Here is a 13533-nt window from a genome sequence, read left to right as displayed (position 1 = left end):
CACTGCGACGGATGCCGGAAAAACCGCCGCAGCGGCCCTGCCGGGACGGGTAATCGGGTCGGTTCGTCCTAGGGTGCGAGCCATGGCAGAGAGTGCAGCCCACCGGGGCGCTGCGGGGTGGGACGGTCACTCTGCCTCCGGCCCCGGCACCCCCGACCCGCGCCGCTGGAAGGCCCTCGCAGTGTGCTTGATCGCGGGGTTCATGACCCTGCTGGACGTATCCATCGTCAATGTCGCCCTGCCGTCGATCCGGAAAGGGCTCCACAGCCCGGAGTCCGACCTGCAGTGGATCCTGTCCGGCTACTCGCTGGCCTTCGGTCTCTTCCTGATCCCGGCGGGGCGGCTCGGTGACGCGCGGGGCCGCCGCGCCGTGTTCATGGCCGGGCTGACCGTGTTCACCCTGGCGTCGGCTGCCTGCGGAGCGGCTCAGTCCAGCCAGTGGCTGGTGATCGCCCGCCTGGTACAGGGCCTCGCCGGAGGCATGATCTCGCCGCAGATCTCGGCATTGATCCAGCAGATGTTCTCCGGCGACGAGCGCGGCCGGGCCTTCGGCATGTTCGGCACGGTGGTCGGCATCTCCACCGCCGTCGGCCCGCTCTCGGGCGGGCTGCTGATCCAGGCGGCCGGGGCCGACGAGGGCTGGCGCTGGGTGTTCTACGTCAATATGCCGCTCGGCGCCGTGTGCCTCCTGCTCGCCCGGCGCCTGCTCCCGGACACCCCCTCGGCCGGCCCGGTGCGTCTGCGCGACCTCGACCCCCTGGGCGTGCTGCTCCTCGGCGCGGGCGTACTGGCCCTGCTGCTGCCCTTCGTCCAGTCGCAGCAATGGCCGGGCGACCGCAAGTGGCTGCTGGTCGTGGTGGCCGTGGCGCTGCTCGCCGCCTTCGTCGGCTGGGAGTCCCGGTGCGGCAGACGCGGCACGAAACCCGTCGTCAACCTGTCGCTCTTCCGGGTCCGTTCCTACTGGCTGGGCTGTCTGCTGATCCTGCTGTACTTCGCCGGATTCACCTCGATCTTCTTCATCACCACGCTCTATCTGCAGAGCGGCCTGCACTACTCCGCCCTGCAGGCGGGACTCGCCATCACGCCCTTCGCCCTCGGCGCGGCCGTCGCGGCGACCCCGGGCGGACGCATGGTCAGCCGCTTCGGACGCCCCCTCGTCGTCGTCGGGCTGACCACGGTGACGGTGGGGCTGGCGGGCACCGCACTGGCCGTGCATCTGGTGCCCGGGCGGGGCGTGGGGTGGGCGATGGCGGCTCCGCTGCTCCTGGCCGGCCTGGGCAGCGGCCTGGTCATCGCCCCGAACCAGGCGCTGACCCTCACCCGCGTACCGGTGGCCGACGCGGGGAGCGCGGGAGGAACCCTCCAGACCGCCCAGCGCGTCGGGTCGGCGATCGGGATTGCCGCGGTCGGCTCGATGTTCTTCGCCCAACTGGACGGCGACGGGTGGTCCACCGCGTACGACCACGGGCTCGTCGTCGCGGTCGCCTTCGTCCTGGTCGCCCTTCTCATCGGACTGGCAGAGGTACGCGGGGAGCGCCGCAGCCGACGTCATAAGCACCGGTCCGTCCGCAGTCCGTCCGTAGGGAGAACGCCATGAAGGAGAGCGGGATGAGCACGACCGCCGGCACCGGGAAAGACGCCAACGCGGCGTACGGGCACAAGGCCTTCAAACGGTCCAGGAGCCATTTCGCCGACCGCATCACCGCCGACGGCAGGGGCGGCTGGCCCGTCGAGGCCGGCCGCTACCGGCTGGCCGTCAGCCGCGCGTGCCCCTGGGCCAGCCGCGCAGTCGTCTCCCGGCGGCTCCTGGGGCTGGAGGACGCCATCTCGCTGGCGATCACCGATCCGATCCAGGACGACCGCAGCTGGCGCTTCACCCTCGACGAAGGCGGAAAGGACCCGGTGCTCGGCATCCGGTACCTGAGCGAGGCGTACAACGCACGGGAGCGGGACTATCCCGGCGGGGTCAGCGTGCCCGCGATCGTCGACGTACCCAGCGGCAGGCTCGTCACCAATGACTTCCAGCGGATCACGCTGGACTTCGCGACCGAGTGGACCGCGCTGCACCGGCCGGGAGCGCCCGACCTGTATCCCGAAGCCCTGCGCGACGAGATCGACGAGGTCATGGAGGGCGTCTACCGCGACGTGAACAACGGCGTGTACCGCGCGGGCTTCGCGGCGCAGCAGTCCGAGTACGAGAGCGCGTACCGGGATGTCTTCCGACGCCTGGACCTGGTGTCCGAGCGTCTGGCCGACCGGCGCTATCTCGTCGGCGAAACCCTCACCGAAGCGGACATCAGGCTGTTCACCACGCTGGTGCGCTTCGACGCCGTCTACCACGGACACTTCAAGTGCAACCGTTCGAAGCTGACCGAGGACCGAGTCCTGTGGGCGTACGCCAGGGACCTCTACCAGACCCCCGGATTCGGCGACACGGTCGATTTCCACCACATCAAGCAGCACTACTACCAGGTCCACTCCGGCATCAACCCCACCGGCATCGTGCCCGTCGGACCCGATCTCTCGGGCTGGCTGACCCCGCACCACCGGGAAGAACTGGGCGGACGCCCCTTCGGCGAAGGCACCCCGCCGGGGCCGGTGCCGCCGGGGGAGGAAGTCCCGCCGTCGGGGCGTCCCTGACCCCCGCGCCCGCGGCGGCCCCCGCCGGAGCAGGGGGAGCAGGGCCCTGTCGAGTCGGCAGCGATCACGAGATATCTTGATGTCAAGCAATGTTGCAGACGTGGAGCGGAGCACAGGGTGACTGACTCGACCATCATCTATACACACACCGACGAGGCCCCGGCCCTGGCGACGTATTCGTTCTTGCCCGTGGTCCAGGCGTACGCCTCGACGGCCGGGGTCAATGTCGAGAGCCGTGACATCTCGCTGGCCGGGCGCATCATCGCCGGCTTCCCCGAGCGCCTTGAGGAGGGCCAGCGCATCGACGACGCGCTCGCCGAGCTCGGCGCGCTGGCCAAGAAGCCCGAGGCCAACATCATCAAGCTGCCGAACATCTCGGCTTCGATCCCGCAGCTGAAGGCTGCCATCGCCGAGCTGCAGGCGCAGGGCTACGCGCTCCCGGACTACCCGGACGACCCGCAGACCGATGAGGACAAGGACGTCCGCGCGCGTTACGACAAGGTCAAGGGCAGCGCGGTGAACCCCGTGCTGCGCGAGGGCAACTCCGACCGCCGCGCCCCCGCCTCGGTCAAGAACTACGCCAAGGCGCACCCGCACCGCATGGGTGCCTGGTCGGCCGACTCGAAGACGAACGTCGCCACCATGGGCGTCGACGACTTCCGCTCCACCGAGAAGTCCACGGTCATCGCCGAGGCCGGTTCGCTGCGCATCGAGCTCTCCGGTGACGACGGCAGCACCACCGTGCTGCGCGAGTCCGTGCCGGTGCTCGCCGGTGAGGTCGTCGACGCGGCCGTCATGCGCGTCGCCGCCCTGCGCGAGTTCTTCACCGCGCAGGTCGCCCGCGCCAAGGCCGAGGGCGTGCTGTTCTCCGTCCACCTCAAGGCCACCATGATGAAGGTCTCCGACCCGATCATCTTCGGCCACGTGGTCCGTGCCTTCTTCCCGAACACCTTCGCCAAGTACGGCGAGGCGCTCGCCGCGGCCGGTCTCTCCCCGAACGACGGCCTCGGCACCATCCTCAAGGGCCTGGACTCCGTGGAGCAGGGCGCCGAGATCAAGGCGTCCTTCGAGGCCGAGCTCGTCGAGGGCCCCGCGCTGGCCATGGTCGACTCCGACAAGGGCATCACCAACCTGCACGTGCCGAGCGATGTCATCGTCGACGCCTCCATGCCGGCCATGATCCGCACCTCCGGTCACATGTGGGGCCCGGACGGCAAGGAGGCCGACACCCTCGCGGTCCTCCCCGACAGCAGCTACGCCGGCGTCTACCAGGTCGTCCTCGACGACTGCCGCGCCCACGGCGCCTTCGACCCGTCGACCATGGGCTCGGTGTCCAACGTCGGCCTGATGGCGCAGAAGGCCGAGGAGTACGGCAGCCATGACAAGACCTTCGAGATCCCCACCACCGGCACGGTGCGGGTCCTCGACGGCAAGGGCGACGTCGTGCTGGAACAGGTCGTCGGTGCGGGTGACATCTTCCGCATGTGCCAGGCCAAGGACCTGCCGATCCAGGACTGGGTCAAGCTCGCCGTCACCCGCGCCCGCGCCACCGGCGTCCCGGCCGTGTTCTGGCTCGACGAGGACCGCGCCCACGACGCGCAGCTGATCGCCAAGGTCAAGACGTACCTCGCCGACCACGACACCGACGGCCTGCAGATCGAGATCATGTCGCCGGAGAAGGCGACCGCGTTCTCGATCGAGCGCATCCGCCGCGGCGAGGACACCATCTCGGTCACCGGCAACGTCCTGCGTGACTACCTGACCGACCTGTTCCCGATCCTTGAGCTGGGCACCAGCGCGAAGATGCTCTCCGTCGTGCCGCTCATGGGCGGCGGCGGCCTGTTCGAGACGGGCGCCGGCGGCTCCGCCCCGAAGCACGCCCAGCAGCTCATCAAGGAGAACTACCTGCGCTGGGACAGCCTGGGCGAGTTCTTCGCGCTGGCCGCCAGCTTCGAGCACCTCGCGCAGACGACGGACAACGCGCGTGCCCAGGTGCTCGCCGACACCCTCGACCGCGCGACCGCGACCTTCCTCAACGAGGACAAGTCGCCGACCCGGAAGCTGGGCGGCATCGACAACCGCGGCAGCCACTTCTACCTGGCCCTCTACTGGGCCCAGGAGCTGGCGCAGCAGAACGACGACGCGCAGCTCGCGCAGGCGTTCGCCGGGCTCGCGAAGACGCTGGCCGAGCAGGAGCAGACCATCGTCGACGAGCTGATCGCGGTGCAGGGCTCGCCGGCCGACATCGGCGGCTACTACCAGCCCGACCCGGCCAAGGCCGCCGCCATCATGCGTCCGTCGGCGACGTTCACGCAGGCGATCGCCTCCATCGGCTGACGAAGCAGTCACGGAAAGAGGGCGCGTGTTCCGACGCGCACCCGCCCCTACCGCCCCGGTCGGCACCATGCCCGACCGGGGCGGTTCCATGTCCTGCCCCGACACCGAGCGGTTCTGTGCACCCCGGCAACAGCGTTGAGGGGTAGGGGAGTTCGGTCCGCTCCGGAACGTCCGGCACCCTTGCCCGAGTCCGCACCGGCATCGGCGGGGTGCGCGCGGTCCCGGGCGCGGACCCGGGGACGCCCTGACGGGTGAATGTCGCGCCACCGCGGGCGCAGGGCCGCGCATAGCGGCCCCGCGGCTGATTTGCTGCACCTGGAAATCTGGCGTGACGCGCGCGCGACCCGCCTGTCGGCCGGCCCCGTGGAGGCGGCGCCCCTGCCGGGTGCTCAGCCCACCCGCGAATGACAATCGAAGGAGCGTCCCAGTGACGACGACGGGCACAACAGGGGCAGCAGAGGAAGAGGAGGCGTACGCGAACGAGCTTCCGGTCCGGGCCAGGGAACCGGGAAACGTCGTCATCAAGTGGCTGACCACCACCGACCACAAGACGATCGGCACGCTCTACCTGGTCACATCGTTCGCCTTCTTCATCGTCGGCGGTGTGCTGGCCCTGGTCATGCGCGCCGAGCTGGCCCGTCCCGGGATCCAGATCGTTTCGAACGAGCAGTTCAACCAGGCGTTCACGATCCACGGCACGATCATGCTGCTGATGTTCGCGACGCCGCTGTTCGCCGGATTCACCAACTGGATCATGCCGCTGCAGATCGGCGCGCCCGATGTGGCGTTCCCGCGGCTGAACATGTTCGCGTACTGGCTGTACCTCTTCGGCTCGATCATCGTGGTCGCCGGGTTCCTCACCCCGGGCGGTGCGGCCGACTTCGGCTGGTTCGCCTACTCCCCGCTGACCGACGCGGTCCGCTCCCCGGGCATCGGCAGCGATATGTGGATCATGGGTCTGGCCTTCTCCGGCTTCGGCACGATCCTCGGTTCGGTCAACTTCATCACCACGATCATCTGCATGCGCGCGCCCGGCATGACGATGTTCCGCATGCCGATCTTCGTCTGGAACGTCCTGCTGACCGCTGTGCTGGTCCTGCTCGCCTTCCCGGTCCTCGCGGCGGCCCTGCTGGTGCTGGAGGCGGACCGCAAGTTCGGTGCGCACGTCTTCGACGCGGCCAACGGCGGTGCGCTGCTGTGGCAGCACCTCTTCTGGTTCTTCGGCCATCCAGAGGTGTACATCATCGCTCTGCCGTTCTTCGGGATCGTCACCGAGATCCTCCCGGTCTTCAGCCGCAAGCCGATCTTCGGCTACATCGGTCTGGTCAGCGCGACGATCGCCATCGCGGGCCTCTCGGTGACCGTGTGGGCGCACCACATGTACGTCACCGGCGGTGTGCTGCTGCCGTTCTTCTCGTTCATGACCTTCCTCATCGCGGTACCGACCGGTGTGAAGTTCTTCAACTGGATCGGCACGATGTGGAAGGGGTCGTTGTCCTTCGAGACACCGATGCTCTGGTCGATCGGCTTCCTGGTCACCTTTCTCTTCGGCGGTCTGACCGGTGTGATCCTGGCATCGCCCCCGATGGACTTCCACGTCTCGGACTCGTACTTCGTCGTCGCGCACTTCCACTACGTCGTCTTCGGCACCGTGGTCTTCGCGATGTTCGCCGGATTCCACTTCTGGTGGCCGAAGTTCACCGGCAAGATGCTGGACGAGCGGCTGGGCAAGATCTCGTTCTGGACGCTGTTCGTGGGCTTCCACGGCACGTTCCTGGTACAGCACTGGCTGGGCGCCGAGGGCATGCCGCGCCGCTACGCGGACTACCTCGCGGCGGACGGCTTCACCGCGCTGAACACGATCTCGACGATCTCCTCGTTCCTGCTCGGCCTGTCGATGCTGCCGTTCTTCTACAACGTGTGGAAGACCGCCAAGTACGGCAAGAACGTCGGTGTCGACGACCCGTGGGGCTACGGCCGCTCGCTGGAGTGGGCGACCTCCTGCCCGCCGCCGCGGCACAACTTCCTCACCCTGCCGCGGATCCGTTCCGAATCCCCGGCGTTCGACCTGCACCACCCCTCGGTCCGCGCCCTCGACGAAGCCCTCAACCGCACCGACACCGGCACGACGTGGGCCCCCGGGGACCAGCAGGCGTGAGCACGGCGGCCCCGGGAGAGGAGGAGCGAGTGGACCCCGACAAGGACAGCGCCCGCGGACTGGCACAGCTGGAGGGCTATCTGCTGTGGAACGCCGAGGTCGAGGAGGCGCGACGGCAGGCCGGCCGCTTCACCGACGCGCTGCCCTGGCTCACCGACGCACAGCGCGAGGACGTGGAACGGGCCTACACCGCGGACCGGGTCGCCGCCTCGCGGGCCATGCTCTGCCGTATCTCCGTCCGCGCCACCGAACTGCGCGGCGAGTACGACGCGCGCTACCGCCGGCTCAAGGCGCGCTGTGTGGCAGCCGGTGTCGTGCTCGTGAGCGCGGTCGGCGGCACCTGTACGGCCGTCACCCTCCTGGCCCGCTGACCGGTGGTGTCGTCCGTCCGCCGTCCCCAGCGGGCGAAGTCGCACGCGGCTCGTAAGGATGAGAGACGACGGGCGCGTGCGACGGGGCAGGCGAACGGACGACCGTGCAGGCCCGAGAAGGGACGAAGACCGTGGCACGACCCAGGATTCTCGTTGTCGGCGCCGGATTCGCCGGGGTGGAGTGCGTGCGCCGACTGGAGCGCGGTCTCAACTCCGGCGAGGCGGACATCGCGCTCGTCGCCCCGTTCTCGTACCAGCTCTATCTGCCCCTGCTGCCGCAGGTGGCGGCGGGGGTGCTCACCCCGCAGTCGGTCGCGGTGTCGCTGCGCCGCAGTCGCAAGCACCGCACCCGGATCATCCCGGGCGGGGCCATCGGAGTGGACCCCAAGGCGAAGATCTGCGTCATCCGCAAGATCACCGACGAGGTCGTCTACGAGCCCTACGACTACATCGTGCTCAGTCCCGGAAGCGTCACCCGCACCTTCGACATCCCGGGCCTGCTCGACAACGCCCGGGGCATGAAGACACTGGCCGAAGCGGCGTACGTACGCGACCACGTGATCGCTCAGCTCGACCTCGCCGACGCCAGCCACGACGAGAGCGAGCGGGCATCGCGCCTGCAGTTCGTGGTGGTCGGCGGCGGATACGCGGGTACCGAGACGGCCGCCTGTCTGCAGCGCCTCACCACCAGCGCGGTCAAGTACTACCCACGGCTCGACCCCAGGCTCATCAAGTGGCATCTCATCGACATCGCCCCGAAACTGATGCCCGAACTGGGGGACAAGCTCGGCCGGAGCGCCCTGGAGGTGCTGCGCGCACGCGGCATCGAGGTGTCGCTCGGTGTCTCGGTCGCCGAGGCCGGGCCGGAGAAGGTCACCTTCACCGACGGCCGGGTGGTGCCCTGCCGCACCCTGATCTGGACTGCGGGAGTCACCGCGAGTCCGCTGGTCGCCACATTCGACGCCGAGACGGTACGCGGCCGGCTGGCGGTGACACCCGAGATGATCCTGCCGGGCTTCGACGGCATCTTCGCCCTCGGCGACGCGGCGGCCGTACCGGACCTGAGCAAGGGCGGCGGGGCGGTCTGCCCGCCCACCGCGCAGCACGCCATGCGCCAGGGCCGCAGGCTCGCCGAGAACCTCATCGCCACGCTGCGGCACCAGCCGATGAAGCCGTACGTCCACAAGGACCTGGGTCTTGTCGTGGACCTCGGCGGCAAGGACGCGGTCTCCAAGCCGATCGGCATCGAGATGCGCGGGATCACCGCGCAGGCCGTCGCCCGCGGCTACCACTGGTCGGCGCTGCGGACCAACGTGGCCAAGGCGCGGGTCATGACCAACTGGATGCTCAACGCCATCGCGGGCGACGACTTCGTACGCACCGGCTTCCAGGCCCGCATGCCGGGTACGCTGCGCGACTTCGAGCACACGGACTCCTATCTCACACCGGCCCAGGTCCGCCAGCACACCGCCACGCTGCACACCGGCACCTGACCACCGGTCGGATCAGCTGTTGCTCTCGTATCCGGCCGTCAGTCCGGGGTCCCGCTCCACCACCGGGTCCAGGATGTCGTCGATGCCCTTCAGCAGCTCCTCGTCGAGTGTCACGCCCGCCGCCGCGGCGTTCTCCGTCACCTGCTCGGGCCGGGAGGCGCCGATGATCGCGGCGCAGACATTGGAGTTCTGCAGCACCCAGGCGACCGCAAGCTGAGCAAGACTGAGACCGGCCGCGTCGGCGAGCGGCCGCAGCCGCAGGACGCGCTCCAGCACGTCGTCGCGCAGCCACCGGGCGACCATGCTCGCGCCGCCCTTCTCATCCGTCGCACGGGAGCCCGTCGGGAGCGGCGCACCGGGCCTGTACTTGCCCGTGAGCGCCCCCTGGGCGATCGGCGACCAGACGATCTGACCGATGCCCAGCTCCTCGGAGGCGGGCACCACTTCGCTCTCGATGACCCGCCACAGCGCCGAGTACTGAGGCTGGTTGGAGATCAGCGGCACCCGCAGTTCGCGGGCCAGTCCATGCGCGTCGCGCAGCTGGTCGCCCGTCCATTCCGATACGCCGATGTAGAGGGCCTTGCCGGAGCGGACGACATCGGCGAACGCCTCCATGGTCTCTTCGAGCGGGGTCGAGTGGTCGTAGCGGTGTGCCTGGTACAGGTCCACGTAGTCCGTCTGCAGGCGGCGCAGCGAGTTGTCGATGGACTCCATGATGTGCTTGCGGCCCAGCCCCCGGTCGTTGTGTCCCGGACCGGTCGGGAAGTAGACCTTGGTGAACACCTCAAGGCCCTCGCGGCGCTCGTTCCTGAGCGCCCGGCCGAGGACCGCTTCGGCCCGCGTCTCCGCGTAGACGTCCGCCGTGTCGAAGGTGGTGATCCCGGTGTCGAGGGCGGCGCGGATACAGGCGACCGCCGCGTCCTCCTCCACCTGGGAGCCGTGAGTGAGCCAGTTTCCGTAAGCGATCTCACTGATGGTCAGACCGCTGCGGCCGAGTCGGCGGAATTCCATGCGCCTGCTCTTCCTGTGTGCGTGAGGAACGGATCGTGCAAGGGCTGGCCCATGCTAGGGCGCCGTCCGGCTCCGGCCCGGCAGGCTCAGGCATCCGGGACGGTGCGGTGGACCGTACGGAGGAAGGCCGCGTTGTCCGTGGTGTGCCGGATCCGGTCCAGCAGCGTTTCGAGCGCCGTCTGCGGGTCCCGGGAGTGCAGTGCGCGCCGCAGTCCGCGTACCGCCCTCAACTCGGCCTCCGGGACGAGGAGTTCCTCGCGCCGGGTGCCGGAGGCCGGGATGTTCACGGCCGGGTAGGTGCGTCGGTCGGCCAGTGTGCGGTCGAGCCGGAGTTCCATGTTGCCGGTGCTCTTCAGCTCTTCGAAGAAGTAGTCGTCGGCGCGGGAGCCGGTCTCCACCAGCGCGGTGGCCAGGATGGTGAGGGAGCCGCCCTCCTCGGTGAGGCGTGCGGCACCGAAGAGCCGCTTGGGGCCGAGCAGGGCGGACGCGTCGACACCGCCGCTGAGGGTGCGTCCGCCCGAGGCCGACGCGTTGTTGTGGGCGCGGCACAGCCGGGTGAGGGAGTCCAGCAGAATGACGACGTCCTGGCCCTGCTCGACCAGACGCTTGGCGCGTTCGACCGCGAGTTCGGCGAGCGCGATGTGCTCCTTCGCGGGCCGGTCGAACGTCGATGCGAGCACTTCGCCCCGTACGGACCGGCGCATGTCCGTGACCTCCTCGGGGCGTTCGTCGAGCAGCACCACCATCAGATGGCACTCGGGGTGGTTGGCGGCGAGGGCCGCGGCGACCTGCTGCAGCAGCACCGTCTTGCCGGTCCTGGGCGGGGCGACGACGAGTCCGCGCTGCCCCTTGCCGATGGGAGCGACCAGATCGACGAGGCGCATCGCCGGGCCGCCGGACGGTGTTTCCAGACGCAGCGGCTGTCGGGGGTGCAGCGGGGTGAGGTCACGGAAGTGGGGCCGGCCGCGCAGCGCCTGCGGGGAGCGGCCGTTGACCCGTTCGACCCCGGACAGGGTGCGGGGCCGGTCGCGGTCGCAGAGCCCTTCGACGAGGTCGCCCCTGCGCAGGCCGTGACGGCGGATCAGGGCGGCGGAGACCTGTACGTCGCCGGGGGAGGGGTGGTCACCGCGGACGCGCAGTGTGCCGTGCCCCTGGTGCGTGATGTCGAGCACGCCCACGGTTTCGGTGGGCGATTCCTGCTGGATGACGGGGTGTTCGAGGGTGCTGGTCATACGGAGTGGTCCTTTCGCGGACATGGCGAATGAGGGGCCCGGCCGGCAGGGGGCGGAAGAAAGCACGCCCCGGACGACGGGGAGGAAAGCCCGGACGGGAACGGCCCGTACCGGACTGGAGGAGGTGGCGCGGGAAAGCTGGATCGCCGGTCGGATGGGACGGGCGCAGCAGCTCTGCGAAGGTGGATGGGCACCGGCGCCCCGAATCGAGGCGTACACATGTACCAACTGCACCGTACCACGGCGCGCGCTCGCCGGGTCGGCGGCGACGGCCGCGATAACCGGTTGCCGTGGGGCGCGCGGAGTGATGTGGTTCTCCGGGCCGCGCGCCCGCCCCCTTAAGACCGGCGTCCCCGGCGCCAAGGAGTCATCTTGCCGATTCGCATCACCGCACTGACCGACCCCGATCGCACCGGTGCGAGCCACCGGCTGGCGTGGCTGGCGTCCGACCCCGACGGCAGCCCCACGGGCTCGGCCTTCCTGCGTGTCTTCACCCGCGAGGGCCAGAACCACCTCGCCGAGCTGGAACTCCACGTCCACCCGGCCGAGCGCCGGGCCGGCGTCGGCTCACAGCTGCTGGACGCGGCGGTCGCGGCAGCCCGCGCGGAGGGCCGACGCAGCGTCGTCACCCAGGTCGAGGCCGGTTCCTCCGGCGATCATTTTCTGCGGGCCAAGGGGCTGCGCAAGGTGCTGACCCTGACGTACGCGCGCCTCCCGCTGGCGAAGGCCGACACCGCGGCCCTCCGCGCGATCGTCGGGCAGCCGCATCCGGGCTACCGCCTCGTCTCCTGGGATGGCACCGTCCCGGACGGGCTCGCGGGGACGTTCGCCGCGTCGCGCCGGGCCATGGACGACATGCCGATGGACGACACCGACTACGGCACGGTCGTCTGGGACGTGGACCGGGTCCGGTCCGCGGCGGCGGCCGTCGCCGCCCGTGGCGAGCTGCTCCACACCGTCGCCGCGGTCGACGAGTCCGACTCCACGATCGCGGGCTTCACCGAACTGGTCGTCCCCGGCGACGGGAAGGGCGACGCCCAGCACTACGGCACCGGGGTCCTCCCCGAACACCGGGGGCACGGCCTCGCGCAGTGGATGAAGGCACGGTCCATCCTGCAGGCCCGCGAACGCCACCCGGATCTCGACGGGCTGCTGGCGGACACCGCGGACAGCAACACGCACATGCGGAGCATCAACGACGCGCTCGGCTACGAGCCGACGCACAGGTCCGTCGAGTACCAGCTGGATCTGTAGGCGCGCCGCCCGCCGGCCCGCTCAGCCACTGCCCTCCGGCTCCGGGGCCGTGCCCCGGAACGCCCCCAGGATCTGCTCGGCCGCCAGTGTGGCCGTCAACTCGCCGTTCCGTACGCGCTGTTCGACACCCGGAGTGAGCGCACGGACCTCCGGGTGGCCGCGCAGACTCTCCAGCAGCTCGTCCCGCACCATCGTCCAGGTCCAGTCGACCTGCTGGTCACGGCGTTTCGCGGCGAGCCGGCCACTCGATTCGAGCAGCGCCCGGTGCTGTTCGAGCCGCTCCCACAGGGTGTCGAGACCGGTCGACTCGCGGGCGCTGCAGGTGAGCACCGGGGGCGTCCAGGCCGCGTCCACCGGGTGCATCAGCCGCAGCGCGCCGGCCAGTTCACGCGCGGCCGCGCGGGCGTCGCGCTCGTGCGGGCCGTCCGCCTTGTTGACCGCGATGGCGTCCGCCAGCTCCAGGACACCCTTCTTGATGCCCTGCAGCTGATCGCCGGTACGGGCCAGGGTGAGCAGCAGGAACGTGTCGACCATATTGGCCACCGCCGTCTCCGACTGGCCGACGCCGACCGTCTCCACCAGCACCACGTCGTATCCCGCGGCCTCCATCACCACGATGGACTCCCGGGTCGCCTTGGCCACCCCGCCGAGCGTCCCGGCGGTGGGGGAGGGACGTACGAACGCCGCGGGGTCCACCGCCAGGCGCTCCATCCTCGTCTTGTCGCCGAGGATGGAGCCGCCGGTACGGCTGGATGACGGATCGACGGCCAGCACCGCGACCCGGTGTCCGAGCCCGGTGAGCATCGTGCCCAGCGCGTCGATGAAGGTGGACTTCCCGACCCCCGGCACACCGCTGATGCCGATCCGCCGGGCGTTCCCGGAGTGCGGCAGCAGCTCGCGCAGCAACTGCTGGGCCAGTGTCCGGTGATCGGGACGGGTGGACTCGACGAGAGTGATGGCGCGCGCGATGTACGCCCGCTTCCCGTCGAGCACCCCCTTCGCATAGCTGTCGATGTCGATCTTCACAGGCATCGGGT

General features: G+C 69.9%; 10 protein-coding genes. 7 read left to right on the top strand and 3 right to left on the bottom strand.

Going from position 1 to position 13533, the window contains the following annotated elements; all coding sequences use genetic code 11:
* Positions 1-82 precede the first annotated feature (82 nt).
* The 6 genes from OG507_RS03450 to OG507_RS03425 all read left to right on the top strand — a co-directional run bounded on the left by OG507_RS03450 (position 83) and on the right by OG507_RS03425 (position 8999).
* The gene (locus OG507_RS03450; RefSeq protein ID WP_327365630.1) at positions 83-1597 is read left to right on the top strand and encodes an MFS transporter; all 1515 of its coding nucleotides are present in this window, start codon (positions 83-85) and stop codon (positions 1595-1597) included.
* Between the two features lie 11 nt (positions 1598-1608).
* A complete protein-coding gene (locus OG507_RS03445; RefSeq protein ID WP_327365629.1) occupies positions 1609-2640 on the top strand; it encodes a glutathione S-transferase family protein in 1032 nt (343 codons plus the stop codon).
* Between the two features lie 117 nt (positions 2641-2757).
* A complete protein-coding gene (locus OG507_RS03440) occupies positions 2758-4977 on the top strand; it encodes an NADP-dependent isocitrate dehydrogenase (RefSeq protein WP_327365628.1) in 2220 nt (739 codons plus the stop codon).
* 427 nt (positions 4978-5404) lie between these two features.
* The gene (gene ctaD / locus OG507_RS03435) at positions 5405-7135 is read left to right on the top strand and encodes an aa3-type cytochrome oxidase subunit I (RefSeq protein WP_327365627.1); all 1731 of its coding nucleotides are present in this window, start codon (positions 5405-5407) and stop codon (positions 7133-7135) included.
* Between the two features lie 29 nt (positions 7136-7164).
* Positions 7165-7506, top strand: coding sequence for a hypothetical protein (locus OG507_RS03430; protein WP_327365626.1), 342 nt, complete (start codon positions 7165-7167; stop codon positions 7504-7506).
* 131 nt (positions 7507-7637) lie between these two features.
* Positions 7638-8999 carry an NAD(P)/FAD-dependent oxidoreductase gene (locus tag OG507_RS03425; protein WP_327365625.1) on the top strand — a complete coding sequence of 454 codons (1362 nt, stop codon included), beginning with the start codon at positions 7638-7640 and terminating at the stop codon, positions 8997-8999.
* 12 nt (positions 9000-9011) lie between these two features.
* Here OG507_RS03425 and OG507_RS03420 read toward each other — a convergent pair whose 3' ends face one another.
* A complete protein-coding gene (locus OG507_RS03420) occupies positions 9012-10010 on the bottom strand; it encodes an aldo/keto reductase family protein (RefSeq protein WP_327365624.1) in 999 nt (332 codons plus the stop codon).
* Between the two features lie 86 nt (positions 10011-10096).
* Positions 10097-11266, bottom strand: coding sequence for a transcription termination factor Rho (gene rho / locus OG507_RS03415; RefSeq protein ID WP_442810935.1), 1170 nt, complete (start codon positions 11264-11266; stop codon positions 10097-10099).
* Positions 11267-11614: 348 nt separating this feature from the next.
* Here rho and OG507_RS03410 point away from each other — a divergent pair, with 348 nt between their 5' ends.
* The gene (locus tag OG507_RS03410) at positions 11615-12496 is read left to right on the top strand and encodes a GNAT family N-acetyltransferase (protein ID WP_327365622.1); all 882 of its coding nucleotides are present in this window, start codon (positions 11615-11617) and stop codon (positions 12494-12496) included.
* A 21-nt stretch (positions 12497-12517) separates the two neighbouring features.
* Here the strand turns inward: OG507_RS03410 and meaB are convergent, their stop codons facing one another.
* Positions 12518-13528, bottom strand: coding sequence for a methylmalonyl Co-A mutase-associated GTPase MeaB (gene meaB, locus OG507_RS03405; protein ID WP_327365621.1), 1011 nt, complete (start codon positions 13526-13528; stop codon positions 12518-12520).
* Between the last annotated feature and the right edge of the window lie 5 nt (positions 13529-13533).

This window comes from Streptomyces sp. NBC_01217 (assembly GCF_035994185.1).
GTDB lineage: Bacteria > Actinomycetota > Actinomycetes > Streptomycetales > Streptomycetaceae > Streptomyces.
This window is presented reverse-complemented; position numbering and strand designations above follow the sequence as displayed.